This is a genomic window from Marinomonas sp. TI.3.20, from assembly GCF_038155025.1.
Classification (GTDB): Bacteria; Pseudomonadota; Gammaproteobacteria; order Pseudomonadales; family Marinomonadaceae; genus Marinomonas; species Marinomonas flavescens.
On record NZ_JBAKAS010000048.1, the window covers coordinates 1 to 2,028 of the forward strand.

Annotated in this window: 2 protein-coding genes and 1 pseudogene; 1 reads left to right on the forward strand and 2 read right to left on the reverse strand. The window is 33.2% G+C overall.

The genetic code is table 11. The features are described 5' to 3' along the window. Positions 1–143: 143 nt before the first annotated feature. Positions 144–626: pseudogene (locus tag V6259_RS19445) on the forward strand (pyridoxal-dependent decarboxylase); the annotation flags it as partial. Between the two features lie 55 nt (positions 627–681). Here V6259_RS19445 and V6259_RS19450 read toward each other — a convergent pair. Both V6259_RS19450 and V6259_RS20130 read right to left on the reverse strand, forming a co-directional pair. Then, positions 682–1,530, reverse strand: a complete 849-nt coding sequence (locus V6259_RS19450; RefSeq protein WP_341585944.1) for a LysR family transcriptional regulator — start codon at positions 1,528–1,530, stop codon at positions 682–684. Positions 1,531–1,885: 355 nt separating this feature from the next. After that, a partial coding sequence (locus V6259_RS20130; RefSeq protein ID WP_445928532.1) for an IS3 family transposase occupies positions 1,886–2,028 on the reverse strand: 143 nt, incomplete at its 5' end.

A 2,028-nucleotide genomic window follows, 5' to 3' on the forward strand; every position in this document is an offset into this window, starting at 1 on the left:
ATTTATTAAAGCAGGAGACAAGTTTGAAACTGGGCATCAAAAATAAACGTAAAGCCTGCGGCTGGGATGATAAGTATCTGTTTAAAGTAATAGGGTTGGTTAAATAATGTTCATGCGTTTGCCCTGGGGATAACTACCTATTCCACAAAGATGAGGATGCTAATTATAATCTTGGTGAAATGTCAATTCAAAGTGCCCGAAGAGCTGATTGCCTTAAATTATGGTCCGCCTGGAAGTTTATTGGAAGCAATGGCTATGAACAAAAAATTAATAATCTTATCAATTACAAGGATATGTTTATTGAGTTATTGAAAGAAGAAGAATTGTTTGAAGCTATAGCTCCATCCCCATTTTTAAATATCCTTTTTCAATACAAACCCTCCGACAGTATTTCTGAAAGTGGCCTTAAGAAAATCAATATTGAAATTTGCAAGCGACTTGCCAGCGAAGGCATTGCTTTTATTGATTATGCAACATTTAAAGGTAGAACAGGAATACGCCTGGTCTTAGCAAATGAATCTATTTCTAAAGATTATTTAAGCAAACTAATACAGCAATGTAAAAAAATTGGAGATAGCATATCCCCATCAATTTTAAAGAAAAAAACAGAAAATAAAGTAGCCTAATTACTTAACCCTATAGACATCGATTTTATTAATTTAAAATCGATGTCTATCTTACTTACAATCTTTCTTTTATTACTTTTTCTATAAAGTCAAAGACATCCCCAACGTACCCCAGCGATTGCGTTTCAATATTCCTCAATAACCATACTTCAGATGTGAGTGGATCTATTTCATCCAAAACAGGAACCAAGGTGCTGTCAAAATTAATGAAATGCGGCAGAACGCCGATACCTAAATCACTTTTTACGGCTTGTAATTGTGAGTTAAAATTTGAAGTTTTAATCCAATATTCGGCGTCTCCTTTTATATCTAAAAACCATTTTGATAAAGGGATAGTTTGATATCCATCATCCCAACCTATTAAATAATGGTTTATAAGTTCATCCTTACTCTTTGGACTACCGAACCGATTAAAATAATTTTTAGAGCAAAATAATGACTGGCTAACCTCTCCAATTTTTTTTGCTTTATAGGCACCACTGCTTGGCATACTCATCCGAACAACAATATCACTTGACCTTGTTGCCAACTTACTGTTGCGTATGTCATTTGAGATATCAAATTTAATGTTAGGATGTGTTTCTTGAAAATTTTTCAATGCAGGAAAAATTAGATACTGACCTAATAGCTCTGGCAGCTCTATTTTAACTATCTTTTTACTTTCTGTATTATAACCGACTATCTTTCTTTCAATATAGTTTATATTTCTTTCCGTCTCTTCAACTAAACTTAAAATATTTTTTGCAGCTTCAGTTAGAAAATAACCATTTTGTCTTTTATTAAATAATGACAAGCCGAAGTGAGACTCTATTTCTGAAATTCTTCTGGATACTATTGAAGGACTAACACCTAATTCAGGCTTGCATCTGTAATATTTTTGATTTTTGAAACAACCAAGAAATATTTCAAATCATTCCAATTCATAAGAACAAACTCCTTTTTTATCCCATTATTATCGCCAAGCAGAGAGTTAATAAGTAGAATTGACTTAGAATAGCACTGTCATATTAAATTATTAAAAAGAAAAATCAACTTATTATACATCACTTTGCGAAACCATGCTATTAAGCCTCATAGTACAATAAGCTAAAATTTTTGATAAAGGTATTTTTTATGCGAGATCTAGATCTGTAGGGCATGGAAGTGTGTGTATTTGCTGTTGTCTTAATAGAAGTAGATAAAGTTAACTGGTGTGCTCATCTATGAGCCTCACCCATGTAGGCATGAATTTTTCAATCCATTGGACTTCCCAGAGTTTGCTAGACAGTAGGAACGTCTAAAAAATACTTTTCTTCGAACTTAGCAGGTGACACACCGCCTGTATGCGAATGCCGTTTTATCGGATTGTAGAACATCTCAATAAAATTAAATATCTCACCTTTCGCTTCTTCTCGTGTCGAGT